Annotated in this window: 13 protein-coding genes and 1 pseudogene; 12 read left to right on the top strand and 2 right to left on the bottom strand. The window is 48.9% G+C overall.

Features of this window, described 5'->3' with window-relative positions; translation table 11 throughout:
• Nucleotides 1-208 precede the first annotated feature (208 nt).
• Together carA and ACTHUM_RS00690 are read left to right on the top strand one after the other, a co-directional pair.
• Nucleotides 209-1,339 carry a glutamine-hydrolyzing carbamoyl-phosphate synthase small subunit gene (gene carA / locus ACTHUM_RS00695; RefSeq protein WP_150540610.1) on the top strand — a complete coding sequence of 377 codons (1,131 nt, stop codon included), beginning with the start codon at nucleotides 209-211 and terminating at the stop codon, nucleotides 1,337-1,339.
• Between the two features lie 141 nt (nucleotides 1,340-1,480).
• Nucleotides 1,481-1,738 carry a SemiSWEET family transporter gene (locus tag ACTHUM_RS00690; protein ID WP_049331825.1) on the top strand — a complete coding sequence of 86 codons (258 nt, stop codon included), beginning with the start codon at nucleotides 1,481-1,483 and terminating at the stop codon, nucleotides 1,736-1,738.
• 57 nt (nucleotides 1,739-1,795) lie between these two features.
• On the opposite strand, the gene ACTHUM_RS00685 is transcribed toward ACTHUM_RS00690, so the two are convergent.
• Complete coding sequence (locus ACTHUM_RS00685) at nucleotides 1,796-1,978, bottom strand: hypothetical protein (protein ID WP_168165176.1); 183 nt, start codon at nucleotides 1,976-1,978, stop codon at nucleotides 1,796-1,798.
• 129 nt (nucleotides 1,979-2,107) lie between these two features.
• Here ACTHUM_RS00685 and ACTHUM_RS00680 point away from each other — a divergent pair, with 129 nt between their 5' ends.
• The 10 genes from ACTHUM_RS00680 to ispH all read left to right on the top strand — a co-directional run bounded on the left by ACTHUM_RS00680 (nucleotide 2,108) and on the right by ispH (nucleotide 13,373).
• Nucleotides 2,108-2,422, top strand: a complete 315-nt coding sequence (locus tag ACTHUM_RS00680) for a hypothetical protein (RefSeq protein ID WP_070695289.1) — start codon at nucleotides 2,108-2,110, stop codon at nucleotides 2,420-2,422.
• A 25-nt stretch (nucleotides 2,423-2,447) separates the two neighbouring features.
• A complete protein-coding gene (gene carB, locus ACTHUM_RS00675; RefSeq protein ID WP_070695288.1) occupies nucleotides 2,448-5,663 on the top strand; it encodes a carbamoyl-phosphate synthase large subunit in 3,216 nt (1,071 codons plus the stop codon).
• A gap of 403 nt (nucleotides 5,664-6,066) precedes the next feature.
• Nucleotides 6,067-7,746, top strand: coding sequence for a type IV-A pilus assembly ATPase PilB (gene pilB, locus ACTHUM_RS00670; protein ID WP_004518864.1), 1,680 nt, complete (start codon nucleotides 6,067-6,069; stop codon nucleotides 7,744-7,746).
• Nucleotides 7,747-7,825: 79 nt separating this feature from the next.
• Entirely contained in the window at nucleotides 7,826-9,067 is a 1,242-nt protein-coding gene (locus ACTHUM_RS00665; protein ID WP_004518865.1) for a type II secretion system F family protein, read from the top strand.
• 1 nt (nucleotide 9,068) lies between these two features.
• Nucleotides 9,069-9,956, top strand: a complete 888-nt coding sequence (locus tag ACTHUM_RS00660) for a prepilin peptidase (protein ID WP_004518866.1) — start codon at nucleotides 9,069-9,071, stop codon at nucleotides 9,954-9,956.
• On the top strand, nucleotides 9,956-10,576 hold the full coding sequence (coaE, locus tag ACTHUM_RS00655) for a dephospho-CoA kinase (RefSeq protein WP_004518867.1): 621 nt from the start codon (nucleotides 9,956-9,958) through the stop codon (nucleotides 10,574-10,576). Before ACTHUM_RS00660 ends, coaE begins: the two co-directional genes overlap by 1 nt.
• Complete coding sequence (gene yacG / locus ACTHUM_RS00650) at nucleotides 10,573-10,755, top strand: DNA gyrase inhibitor YacG (protein ID WP_004518868.1); 183 nt, start codon at nucleotides 10,573-10,575, stop codon at nucleotides 10,753-10,755. The genes coaE and yacG overlap by 4 nt, the downstream gene beginning before the upstream one ends.
• 81 nt (nucleotides 10,756-10,836) lie before the next feature.
• Entirely contained in the window at nucleotides 10,837-11,736 is a 900-nt protein-coding gene (gene glyQ / locus ACTHUM_RS00645; RefSeq protein ID WP_004518869.1) for a glycine--tRNA ligase subunit alpha, read from the top strand.
• Nucleotides 11,737-11,884: 148 nt separating this feature from the next.
• On the top strand, nucleotides 11,885-12,391 hold the full coding sequence (gene lspA, locus ACTHUM_RS00640) for a signal peptidase II (RefSeq protein ID WP_039861846.1): 507 nt from the start codon (nucleotides 11,885-11,887) through the stop codon (nucleotides 12,389-12,391).
• 13 nt (nucleotides 12,392-12,404) lie between these two features.
• Nucleotides 12,405-13,373: a 4-hydroxy-3-methylbut-2-enyl diphosphate reductase gene (gene ispH, locus ACTHUM_RS00635; protein ID WP_440361233.1), complete on the top strand. Its 969-nt coding sequence runs from the start codon at nucleotides 12,405-12,407 to the stop codon at nucleotides 13,371-13,373.
• A 119-nt stretch (nucleotides 13,374-13,492) separates the two neighbouring features.
• Here the strand turns inward: ispH and ACTHUM_RS00630 are convergent.
• Nucleotides 13,493-14,046, bottom strand: a pseudogene (locus tag ACTHUM_RS00630) (cell division protein FtsZ); the annotation flags it as partial.

The following is a 14,046-nucleotide window of genomic DNA, read 5'->3' as shown; positions in this document are numbered from 1 at the left end:
CTATTACTTTGACTTAAAATACACTGCTTCTACGGCATAGACCGCTATGTCTGAAAAAGCACGTTACACAGCAAAATCAATGCTGCGGAGCGTGTTTTTTTTTAGCCGAGATTTCCGAAGGCTGTCTTTTTTGTAAACAATTTTTATTTTTCAGACGGCCTGACCATTTTTTTCGAACCGACCATCATCAGGCAAACAGGATTCCATCATGACCACTCCGGCTCTTCTCGTTCTCGCTGACGGCAGCGTATTTCACGGCACATCAATCGGTTACGAAGGTTCGACTTCCGGCGAAGTCGTGTTCAACACTTCCATGACCGGCTATCAGGAAATCCTGACCGACCCTTCCTACTGCAAACAAATCGTTACCCTTACCTATCCACACATCGGCAACACTGGCACCAACGCTGAAGATGAAGAAAGCCGCAGCGTTTACGCCGCCGGTTTGATTATCCGCGACCTGCCGCTTTTGCACAGCAACTTCCGCGCATCCGAAAGCCTGCACGACTATTTGGTACGCAATAAAACTGTCGCCATCGCCGATATCGATACTCGCCGCCTGACCACCCTGTTGCGTGAAAAAGGTTCACAAGGCGGTGCAATCTTGACCGGTGCAGATGCCACCGTTGAAAAAGCACAAGAACTGATTGCCGCATTCGGCAGCATGGTCGGCAAAGACTTGGCAAAAGAAGTTTCCTGCACAGAAACTTACGAATGGACCGAAGGCGAATGGGAATTGGGCAAAGGTTTCATTACCCCTTCCGAACAGCCTTACCACGTTGTCGCCTACGATTTCGGTGTCAAAACTAACATCCTGCGCATGCTCGCCTCACGCGGCTGCCGCCTGACCGTCGTTCCGGCGCAAACTAGCGCGGAAGACGTGTTGGCACTCAATCCTGACGGCATATTCCTGTCCAACGGCCCCGGCGACCCTGAGCCTTGCGACTACGCCATCAAAGCCGTACAAAAACTGATGGAAAGCGGCAAACCGATTTTCGGCATTTGTTTGGGACACCAGCTGATCAGCCTCGCCATCGGCGCAAAAACCCTGAAAATGCGCTTCAGCCATCACGGTGCCAACCATCCAGTACAAGATTTGGATAGCGGCAAAGTCGTCATTACCAGCCAAAACCACGGTTTCGCCGTTGATGCTGACACTTTGCCTGCCAACGCACGCATTACCCACAAATCCTTGTTTGACAACACTTTACAAGGCATCGAACTGACAGACAAACCCGTGTTCTGCTTCCAAGGCCACCCCGAAGCCAGCCCGGGTCCGCAAGACGTCGGTTATCTGTTCGACAAATTCATTGACAATATCAAAGCAGCAAAACAATAAAGCTGATTGTTTCAGACGGCCACACTCAACTCAACAACAGGCCGTCTGAAAACCAAACCTCAAAAAATATAAATTCAGGTACACACTCTCTCAACATCTACACAGTCTGAAACCCAACCCTCTAATCAGAAAGGAAAAACCATGACAGAAAAGCAAATGCGCATTCTATCCGTCGTCGCCACCCTAACCGCCGTCGGTATGTACGTTTCCTATATCCCACAAATCCAAAACAACCTTGCCGGCAACCCCGGCTCGCCGTTGCAACCCCTCGTTGCCGCCATCAACTGCACATTATGGGTTGCCTACGGCTTTTTGAAAGAAAAACGCGACTACCCCGTCATGCTGGCGAACGCCCCAGGCATCATTTTGGGCTTGATTACGTTTGTCACTAGTTTTTAAGGAAGTTTTCAGACGGCCTGTGCAACATAAAAATGCAAAAGGTCGTCTGAAAAAGAGTCACCAAAATATCAACGGCAGGAATTTTTCAGGTAGCTTTTTATCGAAAGGCAGATGGAACAAACGCCGCGAGCATTTTTTCAGACGACCTTTGAACCCATCGGTAGGGTATGTGCCGCAAGGCACGCACGCGGTAGGTTGGAATTGCAGGAAAAATGGAGAACGCGTGCGTGCGTACCGCACACACCCTACATGTGGGCTACAGCTTGCTGGGTTAGCAAACCCGATGCTTTAGACAATTAAGCGGTTTGTGTTGGGTTTTCAACCCAACCTACGCTTGCTTTCTGTCATTCAATCTTTGTGGATAGAGAAATGGAATTTTCAAGAATTACTGCTGTTTGGCTGGATAATGCCAGCCCTCAAAATGAAGATAAATTTATTATTCTGACTGCATTAGAAAATAATAAAATTATTGAAGGAAGATGGTTTGGAGAACATAAACAAGCACAAAATACTTATCCTTTCATTTTAGATAAAGCTGCCAGTGAATTTAATTTTGGTTCATTCGATACTGAAATTTGGCATACTAATTTAGGCGAGAAAAAAATACAGCCAAACGAATTGTTTACAGTTTGGATTGACGACAAAGAATATATTTATCGGATTGAAACCACTTATAAATATTGAATAACCAACCCAAAGAGACCCACCCATGCCCAAACGTACCGACCTAAAATCCATCCTTATCATCGGCGCCGGCCCTATCGTTATCGGTCAGGCCTGCGAATTTGACTATTCGGGCGCACAGGCCTGCAAGGCTTTGCGTGAAGAAGGCTATAAAGTCATTCTGGTGAATTCCAACCCTGCCACGATCATGACCGACCCTGAAATGGCGGATGTTACCTACATCGAGCCGATTATGTGGCAGACGGTGGAAAAAATTATCGCCAAGGAGCGACCTGATGCGATTCTGCCTACCATGGGCGGCCAGACTGCGCTGAACTGTGCGCTGGATTTGGCGCGCAACGGCGTATTGGCGAAATACAACGTCGAGCTGATTGGCGCGACCGAAGACGCGATTGACAAAGCAGAAGACCGAGGCCGCTTTAAAGAAGCGATGGAAAAAATCGGTTTGTCTTGCCCGAAATCTTTTGTCTGCCACACCATGAACGAAGCTTTGGCAGCGCAAGAACAGGTCGGCTTCCCTACCCTGATTCGTCCTTCTTTCACGATGGGCGGTTCGGGCGGCGGTATTGCCTACAACAAAGACGAGTTCTTAGCAATTTGCGAACGCGGTTTTGATGCTTCGCCTACGCATGAGTTGCTGATTGAGCAATCCGTTCTCGGCTGGAAAGAGTACGAGATGGAGGTTGTACGTGATAAAAACGACAACTGCATCATTATCTGCTCGATTGAAAACTTCGACCCGATGGGCGTGCATACCGGCGACTCCATCACTGTTGCGCCTGCACAAACATTGACCGATAAAGAATACCAAATCATGCGTAATGCTTCGTTGGCAGTGTTGCGAGAAATCGGCGTGGATACCGGCGGCTCAAACGTTCAGTTTGCGGTAAACCCTGAAAACGGCGAGATGATTGTCATTGAGATGAACCCGCGCGTGAGCCGTTCTTCCGCGTTGGCATCTAAAGCAACGGGCTTCCCGATTGCCAAAGTAGCGGCCAAACTGGCGGTCGGCTTTACGCTGGACGAGTTGCGCAACGACATTACCGGCGGCCGCACGCCCGCGTCGTTTGAGCCTTCCATCGACTATGTCGTGACCAAAATCCCGCGTTTCGCATTTGAAAAATTCCCTGCCGCAGACGACCGCCTGACCACTCAGATGAAATCGGTAGGCGAAGTGATGGCGATGGGCCGTACCATTCAAGAAAGCTTCCAAAAAGCCCTGCGCGGCTTGGAAACAGGCTTGTGCGGCTTCAATCCGCGCAGCGAAGACAAAGCGGAAATCCGCCGCGAACTGGCCAACCCGGGCCCTGAGCGTATGCTTTTTGTAGCAGATGCGTTCCGTGCAGGCTTCACACTGGAAGAAATCCACGAAATCTGCGCCATCGATCCTTGGTTCTTGGCGCAAATCGAAGACTTGGTGAAAGAAGAAAAATCGGTTTCAGACGGCCAGTTGCAAGATTTGGATTACGCCGCTTTACGCCGTCTGAAACGCAAAGGCTTCTCTGACAAACGTTTGGCACAATTGTTGAACGTAAGTGAAAAAGAAGTCCGCGAACACCGCTATTCGCTGAAACTGCATCCGGTTTACAAACGCGTCGATACCTGTGCCGCCGAGTTTGCCACCGAAACCGCCTACCTCTACTCCACTTACGAAGAAGAATGCGAATCCCGTCCTTCCGATCGTAAAAAAGTGATGATTCTCGGCGGTGGTCCAAACCGTATCGGCCAAGGTATTGAATTTGACTACTGCTGCGTTCATGCTGCACTCGCCCTGCGCGAATCCGGTTTTGAAACCATCATGGTCAACTGCAACCCCGAAACCGTGTCCACCGACTTCGACACCAGCGACCGCCTATACTTCGAGCCGCTGACATTGGAAGACGTATTGGAAATCGTCCGCACCGAAAACCCATGGGGCGTGATTGTGCATTACGGCGGCCAAACCCCGCTCAAACTGGCCAACGCATTGGTGGCAAACGGCGTGAACATCATCGGCACATCTGCCGACAGCATCGACGCCGCCGAAGACCGCGAACGCTTCCAAAAAGTGTTGAACGACTTAGGTCTGCGTCAACCGCCTAACCGCATCGCCCACAACGAAGAAGAAGCCCTCGTTAAAGCCGAAGAAATCGGTTATCCGTTGGTTGTCCGTCCTTCTTACGTACTCGGCGGCCGCGCCATGCAGATTGTTCACTCTGCCGAAGAGTTGCAAAAATACATGCGCGAAGCCGTACAAGTTTCCGAAGACAGCCCTGTATTGCTCGACTTCTTCTTGAACAACGCCATCGAAGTGGACGTAGACTGCGTTTCAGACGGCCAAGATGTCGTTATCGGCGGCATCATGCAACACGTCGAACAAGCAGGTATCCACTCCGGCGACTCCGGCTGCTCATTGCCTCCATACTCTTTGGACGAAGAAATTCAAGACGAAATCCGCCGTCAAACCAAAGCCATGGCATACGCACTGGGCGTGGTCGGCTTGATGAACGTACAGTTTGCCGTACAAGACGGCGTGGTCTTCGTACTGGAAGTAAACCCACGCGCCAGCCGTACCGTACCGTTCGTATCCAAAGCCACCGGTGTACCGCTCGCCAAAGTCGGCGCACGCGTGATGGCAGGCATTTCGCTGAAAGAGCAAGGCGTAGAAAAAGAAGTCATCCCGGACTTCTACGCCGTTAAAGAAGCCGTGTTCCCATTCATCAAATTCCCAGGTGTGGACACCATTCTCGGCCCTGAAATGCGCTCTACCGGCGAAGTCATGGGCGTAGGCGCAAGCTTCGGCGAAGCCTACTTCAAAGCCCAACTCGGCGCAGGCGAACGCTTGAGCACAACAGGCAAAGTGTTCCTCGCCGTACGCGACGAAGACAAACCGCTCATCGTCAAAACCGCACAAAACTTCCAAGCACTCGGCTACGGTGTCTGCGCCACTCGCGGTACCGCCGAATACTTGAAAGAACACGGCATCATCGTGCAAGCGGTCAACAAAGTGCAGGAAGGCCGCCCACACATCGTGGACGCAATTAAAAACGGCGAAATCGCACTGGTGGTCAACACCGTCGGCAGCACAGTACAATCTGTTACCGACAGCCACAGTATCCGCCGCACCTCCCTCACCCAACGCGTACCGCAATACACCACCATCGCCGGCGGCGAAGCCATGAGCGAAGGCGCAAAAAGCCGCGAACACTTGGGCGTGTACAGCGTACAGGAATTGCATGGCCGTCTGAAAAACAAAGCCTAATCAATCCTATCGGATTTAAATAGCTAAAAGGCCGTCTGAAACCTGATTGCTCAGTTTCAGACGGCCTTTTCATATTTCAAATTCCAACCGTCTGTCCATCAAAACAACCTTTTCTGCCATCTCCAAACAAGCAATAGCAACATGAAATATAATTTCGTTATTGATTGGATTCATACGACAAAATTGTTGTTTTTTCATCATAATCCAAAAATATCGAGTTTAACGCCTATTCTCCTTGCTTTATAATGGCCGTCTGAAATAAAAATACAATTAAAGCAGAAGCATGTCTTTGCAACTTAAGCAGATTTGCATAATTAAATATATGCTTTAATCATAATAATGATAAAATAATACGGCTTTCCTCTAAATTAAAGGGAAAACTGCACAAGAAACGGAAAATAAAATGAGTGTCGGATTATTGCGTGTTTTGGTTCAAAGCCAGACCATCTCAAATCAACAAGCGGAACATTACAACAACCTTTTACAATCAGGCAAAGAAATCCTGCCCAACCTGTTTTCAGACGGCATCATCTCCCCTAAAGCTTTGGGGGAGTTAGTTGCGCGCGTATTCAGCTATCCCCTTTTGGATTTGCACTACTACCCGCGCAATAATGTAGTCAGCGACATTCTGACGGAAGAGCAAATGGTGCAAAACCGTTGCATTCCGATTTTCAAACGCGGACGCAAGGTTTATTTCGCCGTATCCGATCCAACCCAAATCCAAAACTTTCAAAAAATCGCTTTTGCTTCAGGTTTAAGTGTCGACTTGGTCGTAGTTCCCGACGACCAGCTCAGCTCATTGCTGGAATGGCTGGGTCAACGTTCGACAACCATTCTGAAAGAAATCAACGACGAACATGAAGCAACGCAGCAATCGCAATCGCTTTATATCGACAATGAAGAAGCTGAAGACGGCCCTATCCCCCGTTTCATCCACAAAACCTTATCCGATGCCCTGAACGCGGGCGCATCGGACATCCACTTTGAATTCTACGAACAAATGGCGCGCGTCCGTTTCCGTGTGGACGGGCAATTGCGTGAAGTCGTACAGCCGCCTGTCGCCGTACGCGGCCAGTTGGCATCGCGTATCAAAGTGATGGCGCGTTTGGATATTTCCGAAAAACGTATTCCGCAAGACGGCAGAATTCAAATTGCCTTCCATAAACACGGCCGTCCGATTGACTTCCGTGTCAGCACTTTGCCGACATTGTTTGGCGAAAAAGTGGTGATGCGTATCCTAAATTCCGATGGTACATCGCTCAATATCGACCAGCTCGGTTTGGAGCCTTTCCAAAAAGAAATGCTGCTGGAAGCCATCAACCGCCCTTACGGCATGGTATTGGTTACCGGTCCGACAGGTTCGGGCAAAACCGTTTCGCTCTATACCTGCCTGAGTATTTTGAACACAGAAGATGTGAATATTTCAACGGCAGAAGATCCGGCCGAGATTAACCTGCCAGGCGTCAACCAAGTCAACGTCAATGAAAAACAAGGCCTGACGTTTGCTGCCGCACTCCGATCCTTCTTGCGTCAAGATCCTGATATTATTATGGTCGGTGAGATTCGTGACTTGGAAACCGCCGACATCGCCATTAAAGCCGCCCAAACCGGCCACATGGTTTTCTCTACCCTGCATACCAATAATGCACCAGCCACGCTGTCCCGCCTTTTGAACATGGGTGTTGCGCCTTTCAACATCGCCAGCTCGGTCAGCCTGATTATGGCGCAAAGGTTGTTGCGCAGACTGTGTCCAAACTGCAAACGCGAAGTTGAGCGCCCGCCGGTTCCAGCATTGAAAAAAGCCGGCTTTACCGATGCAGACTTGGCTCAAGATTGGAAACTCTACCGCCCGGTTGGCTGCGACAGCTGCCGCGGCAAAGGCTTTAAAGGCCGCATCGGTATTTATGAAGTCATGCCGGTCAGCGATGAAATGCAAAAAGTCATTATGAACAACGGTACAGAAGTTGATATCATGAACATGGCCTATCAGGAAGGCATGGTAGACTTGCGTCGTGCCGGCCTCATGAAAGTCATGCAAGGCCTGACCTCGTTGGAAGAAGTGACTGCTCATACCAATGACTAAACTGCCATATTTTCGAAAATTAAAATAAAGCGGTACGGGGAAACAGTCCGCTTTATTTCTTACAAACAAGGGATAACTCATGGCTCAAGCAGAGCAAAAAAGAAGTCTGTTCGGCTCAAGAAGCAAAGGCAAGCGTTTTACATTTGAAGGAAAAAATACCGAGACCGAACGTCTTGTCCGTGGTGAAGTAGTTGCCAAAGACGAAGAAGAAGCACGCAAAAAACTCCAACGCAGAGGCATTCGCCCTTTGCGTATCAGCAAAGTTAAAACCGCACGCAAACGCCGTATTACCCAAGAAGACATCACGGTGTTTACGCGCCAACTGGCAACGATGATGAAGGCAGGCTTGCCGCTGATGCAGGCTTTTGAAATCGTTGCTCGCGGCCACTCCAATCCGAGCATGACCGAAATGCTGATGCAGGTTCGCTCCGATGTCGAACAAGGTAGCGCATTAGGCAAATCATTCTCCAAATATCCAAAATATTTCGACCGCTTCTATTGCAATCTGGTCAGCGCAGGCGAGTCCGGCGGCGTATTGGAAAGCTTATTGGACAAACTGGCTGTCTATAAAGAAAAAACCCAAGCCATTAAGAAAAAAGTCAAAACCGCACTGACCTATCCGATTGCCATTATCGTGGTGGCGATTGCGCTTATCTTCATCATGATGATGTTTGTGCTACCTGCCTTTAAAGAAGTTTATGCCAATATGGGTGCAGAGTTACCAAGCCTTACCCAACTTGTCATGAACTTGTCTGATTTATTCGTCGACTACGGCTGGATTATGATCATCCTTTTGATTGTTTCGGCCTTCGGCCTGTACAAACTCCATGAAAAATCGCCTACTTTCCAAAAACGAATCGATGCTTTGATTTTGAGACTGCCTGTTTTTGGCACCATCGTCCGAAAAGCGACCATCGCCCGTTGGGCGCGTACGACTTCCACCCTCTTCGCAGCCGGCGTTCCTTTGGTGGAAGTATTAGATTCAGTTGCAGGCGCATCCGGCAATATTCTCTATGAAGAAGCCACTCAAGATATTCGAGCCAAGGTAACCCAAGGCCTGTCGCTAACATCCAGTATGCAAAGTACAGATATGTTCCCAAATATGGTGATCCAAATGGCAGCCATCGGCGAAGAGTCAGGCTCTTTGGACGATATGCTGAACAAAGCAGCCGAATTCTACGAAGATGAAGTAGACAACTCCGTCTCCCGCTTATCTGCCTTGATGGAGCCTATCATCATGGTGGTATTGGGTTCGCTCATCGGTATCTTGCTGATTGCCATGTATCTGCCTCTGTTTAACTTGGGTAATGTCGTAGGTTGATATGCTTGATAGTATTTACTCTGCCATCGACGCCCTCTCCGTTCTTGCGCCATTCGCTATTCCTTTAGCCGTTATTTTGGGATTACTGATTGGCAGCTTTCTGAACGTTGTTATTTATCGCACGCCGATAATGATGGAACGCGAATGGACACAATTTTCTAAAGAGCATTTGGGCATCGAGCTGAAAGACGAAGAAAAACAGCCATTTAATCTGCGCAAACCGGATTCACGCTGCCCCAAATGCAAAAGCCCAATCAAACTTTGGCAAAACATCCCCATCCTCAGCTATGTTTTCCTGGGAGGAAAATGCCACTCCTGCAAAACCGCTATCGGCATACGCTATCCGCTGATTGAGCTGCTGACAGGTGTCTTATTCGGTATTGTCGCATGGCAATACGGCTGGTCATGGGCAACTATTGGCGGATTCATTCTGACTGCCATATTGATTGCGCTGACCTTTATCGATGCCAATACTCAATATTTACCCGACAGCCTGACTCAGCCCCTAATTTGGATCGGCCTGCTGTTTAATCTGAATGATACATTCGTGCCCCTGCATTCAGCCGTTTTAGGCGCAATCGCAGGCTATATGAGCCTTTATACTTTATGCGCCGTCTATAAACTTCTGACCGGTAAAATCGGCATGGGCAATGGCGACTTCAAACTTTTGGCTGCGCTTGGTGCATGGCTGGGCGTAGGAATTTTGCCTGTTCTGATCTTCATGGCTGCCTTAGTCGGGCTGGTGGGCGCACTCATCGCCCGTGTCGGCAAAGGCCAATATTTTGCTTTTGGTCCCAGTCTTGCTGTGGCAGGATGGATTATTTTGGTTGCCAATGCACCTATTACCCAACTGGTACAATGGTGGCTCGTACAATCAGGATTCCGATAATGACATTATGGATAGGCTTGACCGGCGGTATCGGTAGTGGCAAATCATCTATCGCCCAAATGTTTGCCGAACTTGGCGTACCCATTATCGATGCTGATGCCATCAGCCGCTCACTGACCGCTGAAAACGGCGAAGCCCTTCCTGCCATCCGCCAGCTTTTCGGGGATGAGGTTTTTGATCATAAAGGCCGTCTGAATCGTATGGCTTTACGGGAAGAAGTTTTCAGACGGCCTCAATCTAAAAAACAACTGGAAAACCTGCTTCTGCCATTAATCTTAAACAAAATCCAACAGCAGAAACAAAAACTTGCCTCATCCGCCTACGGCATTGTCGATGTACCGCTTTTGATTGAGAATCCGGCATTTAAAGCGGAGACCGACCGTATTTTGGTTGTAGATGTTCCAGAGTCCGTCCAAATCAAACGCGTACACCAGCGCAATGGTTTTTCAGAAGAACAAACGCGTCAAATCATGGCCACCCAAGCTTCTCGACGTGACAGACTGCTGCATGCCGACGATGTATTGGACAATACCCATAGCATGGAAGAAGCAAAAATCAAGGTTGCCCATTTGCATCAATACTATCAATCCATTGCAAAAACTCTGAAAGAAACTGCATGACCGCTCCTGTTGTAAAATGTCCGACCTGCCACAAAAAAGTCGTTTGGAACACCGACAGCCCCTACCGCCCTTTCTGCAGCAAACGGTGTAAACTCATTGATTTAGGCGAATGGGCGCAAGAAAAATACACTGTTTCTTCAGAAGACGACCCTTTTTCAGACCTATTGAACAGCAAATAACCTACGCCGCTTCCTTCAGCCTATCCAAAACAAGCTCAAAACAGTAAAATACCCTCTTTATTCCAATCTATTCCATCCACCATGCTCACCTTCCAACAAATTATTTTCAAATTACAAAACTACTGGGCAGACAAAGGCTGCACCGTTATCCAACCTTTCGATATGGAAGTCGGTGCCGGTACTTCGCATCCAGCCACCTGCCTGCGCGCATTAGGCCCGGAGCCTTGGTTTGCCGCTTACGTTCAACCCAGCCGCCGCCCCAAAGACGGCCGCTATGGCGACAACCCCAACCGCCTGCAACACTACTATCAATTCCAAGTTGCGCTCAAACCAGCTCCCGCCAATATTCAAGACCTATACCTCGACTCCCTGCGCGAATTGGGTATCGACCCTAAAGTACACGACATCCGCTTTGTCGAAGACGACTGGGAAAACCCTACTCTCGGCGCTTGGGGTTTGGGTTGGGAAGTTTGGCTCAACGGTATGGAAGTAACCCAATTCACCTACTTCCAACAAGTCGGCGGTATCGACTGCTCCCCTGTACTTGGTGAAATCACCTACGGTATCGAGCGTCTCGCCATGTATTTGCAAGGCGTAGAAAACGTGTACGACCTCGTTTGGGCAAAAACCCTTGATGGTAACATCGTCACTTACGGCGACGTTTATCATCAAAACGAAGTCGAACAATCCACCTACAACTTCGAATACAGCGATGCCGATTGGCTCTTGCGCCAATTCAACAACTACGAAGAACAAGCTAAACGCCTGCTTGCAGTTGAAGACACCAGTCTTGCCCTACCTGCTTACGAGCTTGTACTCAAAGCCGGCCACACGTTCAACCTCTTGGATGCACGCGGCGCCATTTCCGTTACCGAGCGCGCAACCTACATCGGCCGCATTCGTGCACTGAGCCGTATCGTTGCGCAAAAATTCGTTGAAAGTCGCGAGAAACTGGGCTTCCCATTACTTAAAAACCAATAAGCCCTCACATACATGCCACGCCGCCCTTTGATACATTCAAGTGGCGGCGTTTCTATTTTCAGACGGCCTTAACGTCGATGCCATCGCAAACACTTCCTGCCTGCTTTCAGGTAAAATAAGCCCTTTATTACATAAACCGTCTGAAAACATGAGTTCATCCTCTTCTGCAAAAACGCCCTTTTTCTTACTTTCCCTCGTTGCCATCATTCTTGACCAACTGAGCAAATGGGAAATCTTGAAACACTTTACCGAAGGCGAACGCCTCAATATCATTCCAGACTTTTTTGACCTGACGCTTGCCTATAATCCAGGCGCGGCATTCAGCTTTTTGGCAGACCAAGGCGGCTGGCAAAAATTCTTCTTTTTAGGTCTGGCCGTCGTCATCAGCCTGTATTTGGCCCGTGCCATCTGGCGCGATGAGTTTGGACGCTGGGGCAAACTGGGGGCAGCCATGATTATCGGCGGCGCAATTGGCAATGTGGTTGACCGTCTGATTCACGGCCACGTTGTCGATTTTCTGCTTTTCTATTGGCAAAACTGGTTCTACCCCGCATTTAACATTGCCGACAGCTTTATCTGCGTTGGCGCAGTTTGCTTGGTAATAGACGGTTTGCTGCACAAAAAAACACCTTCAAACGACACAAAGGCCGTCTGAAAACGGAACGCACATGACTCAAAAAACCATTATCCTTGCCAATCCCCGCGGCTTCTGTGCCGGTGTTGACCGTGCCATCAGCATTGTTGAACGTGCACTCGAAGAATTCGGCGCGCCCATTTACGTCCGCCATGAAGTCGTTCACAACAAATTCGTCGTGGACAATCTGCGGGCAAAAGGTGCCGTCTTTGTCGATGACTTGGCGGATGTCCCAAAGGGTGCCACACTGATTTACTCTGCTCACGGCGTATCCAAAGCCGTACAGGAAGAAGCGGCACAACGTGGTTTCCGCGTTTTTGATGCCACCTGCCCTCTGGTCACCAAAGTTCATAAAGAAGTAGCCCGCCTCGATGAGCAAGATTACGAAATCATCATGATCGGCCACAAAGGCCACGTCGAAGTAGAAGGTACAATGGGACAGTTGCCCCCGGGTAAAATGTTTTTGGTTGAGACAGTGGAAGATGTAGCCGGACTGAACATCAAAAATCCTGACAAACTTGCCTACGTCAGCCAAACCACTTTATCGGTGGACGAAACCAAAGACATTATTGCTGCTTTAAACCAACGCTTCCCCAATATCCGCAATCCGCACAAAGAAGATATCTGCTACGCCACAACCAACCGTCAAACTGCCGTTAAAGAATTGGCGGAAGAATGCGATATTGTGATTGTTGTCGGCTCGCCCAACTCTTCCAACAGCAACCGCTTACGTGAAGTAGCCGCATTGCGAGGAGTTGATGCCTATATGGTCGATAATGCTTCCTACCTGAAAAAAGAATGGTTTGAAAACAAAACCAAGGTCGGTGTCACTGCCGGGGCATCTGCGCCCGAAGTCTTGGTTCGAGAAGTCTTACAAACCATTCAAGACTGGGGACACGAGACCATACGCGAAGGAGAAGGTGCGGAAGAAAGCATTGTATTTGTCTTACCCAAAGAGTTGCGTCGTGAGGGTGAAAACAAGCAAATTCTCAATAAAGGGTAAGTTTGTTATTTGCCTTATTTGAACTTAAGGCCGTCTGAAAACTTTCAGACGGCCTTAAGTTTATTTTACTCATAAAAAAGACCTGCCTTAAAAGCAGGTCTTTTCATACATGATCCTGATTATTTATCAGAAGTATGTTGCTGACGGCGCAAGATAGCTGGAATTTCAAAGTCATCCAGTACAGACTGGTTGCTGAAATCAGCAGCAGTCAGATTCATAGAACGGATATTGCGGTTGGTACGAACCAGGCTTTCAGCACTACTTTGGCTTTGAGCTTGAGGTGCTTCTTCCGCACCGCGTACCAATTGTTGGGTACGGGCAGCAGCACGCAGTTGGTTGTCAGTACCGTTTTCTTTCAAGCCGGTAGCAATAATGGTAATACGGATAGCATCTTCGCTCATGCTCTCGTCTTCGGCAGCACCAAATTTGCATTCCACTTCAGGGTGTGCATTTTGGTTGACGATACGCATAATCTCGTTGAACTCAGACATTTTCAGGCAACCAGGAGCAGTGGTAATGTTTACCAATACACCGCGTGCGCCATCCAAAGTAACGTTATCCAAGAGCGGGCTGGAGATAGCTTGATCGGTAGCCAAACGGGCACGGTCGATACCTTGCGCGAAACCTGAACCCATCATGGCGATACCGCGATTGCTCATCACGGTTTTCACGT

It is taken from the genome of Neisseria sp. P0021.S006 (assembly GCF_051956895.1).
The sequence above is the reverse complement of the archived record's forward strand: the minus strand, read 5'-3'. Positions and strand labels throughout refer to the sequence as shown.

Excerpts from the sequence above, each read along its gene's own strand:
- ispH (WP_440361233.1), top strand. The coding sequence starts at position 12,405 with ATGACTCAAAAAACCATTATCCTTGCCAATCCCCGCGGCTTCTGTGCC.
- pilB (WP_004518864.1), top strand. The coding sequence starts at position 6,067 with ATGAGTGTCGGATTATTGCGTGTTTTGGTTCAAAGCCAGACCATCTCA.
- glyQ (WP_004518869.1), top strand. The coding sequence starts at position 10,837 with ATGCTCACCTTCCAACAAATTATTTTCAAATTACAAAACTACTGGGCA.
- ACTHUM_RS00660 (WP_004518866.1), top strand. The coding sequence starts at position 9,069 with ATGCTTGATAGTATTTACTCTGCCATCGACGCCCTCTCCGTTCTTGCG.
- ACTHUM_RS00690 (WP_049331825.1), top strand. The coding sequence starts at position 1,481 with ATGACAGAAAAGCAAATGCGCATTCTATCCGTCGTCGCCACCCTAACC.
- lspA (WP_039861846.1), top strand. The coding sequence starts at position 11,885 with ATGAGTTCATCCTCTTCTGCAAAAACGCCCTTTTTCTTACTTTCCCTC.
- carA (WP_150540610.1), top strand. The coding sequence starts at position 209 with ATGACCACTCCGGCTCTTCTCGTTCTCGCTGACGGCAGCGTATTTCAC.
- ACTHUM_RS00665 (WP_004518865.1), top strand. The coding sequence starts at position 7,826 with ATGGCTCAAGCAGAGCAAAAAAGAAGTCTGTTCGGCTCAAGAAGCAAA.
- yacG (WP_004518868.1), top strand. The coding sequence starts at position 10,573 with ATGACCGCTCCTGTTGTAAAATGTCCGACCTGCCACAAAAAAGTCGTT.
- ACTHUM_RS00680 (WP_070695289.1), top strand. The coding sequence starts at position 2,108 with ATGGAATTTTCAAGAATTACTGCTGTTTGGCTGGATAATGCCAGCCCT.
- coaE (WP_004518867.1), top strand. The coding sequence starts at position 9,956 with ATGACATTATGGATAGGCTTGACCGGCGGTATCGGTAGTGGCAAATCA.
- carB (WP_070695288.1), top strand. The coding sequence starts at position 2,448 with ATGCCCAAACGTACCGACCTAAAATCCATCCTTATCATCGGCGCCGGC.